The sequence below is a fragment of the Pseudoalteromonas sp. bablab_jr011 genome, assembly GCF_016464045.1.
GTDB classification, from domain to species: Bacteria; Pseudomonadota; Gammaproteobacteria; order Enterobacterales; family Alteromonadaceae; genus Pseudoalteromonas; species Pseudoalteromonas lipolytica.
This window is the reverse complement of the sequence record NZ_JACDWU010000179.1, coordinates 1-221: the sequence shown is the minus strand read 5'-3', so window position 1 is coordinate 221 and position 221 is coordinate 1. Positions and strand designations below refer to the sequence as shown.

Sequence of the window (221 nt, the reverse complement as noted above, 5' to 3'; positions counted from 1 at the left end):
TCGAGGCTTTACGAACCTCAAGCATGACGCGCAAGCCAAAGGCGAAGCAGGATGAACAAGGTCGGTATGTGTCAAACAAAGCCAAACAAAAGGCTGGGCTAAACAAGTCTATTTTAAACGTTGGCTGGCACATCATAGAGACTTACACCAAATACAAGGCCTACCAAGCAGGAAAAGCCGTCTTCAAAATACCCGCCCCGCATACCAGTCAGGAGTGCGCT

The 221-nt window shown here is 48.9% G+C and carries 1 pseudogene; it reads left to right on the top strand.

Annotated elements, in window-relative coordinates:
* Positions 1-23: 23 nt before the first annotated feature.
* Positions 24-221, top strand: a pseudogene (locus JIG41_RS23280) (RNA-guided endonuclease TnpB family protein); the annotation flags it as partial.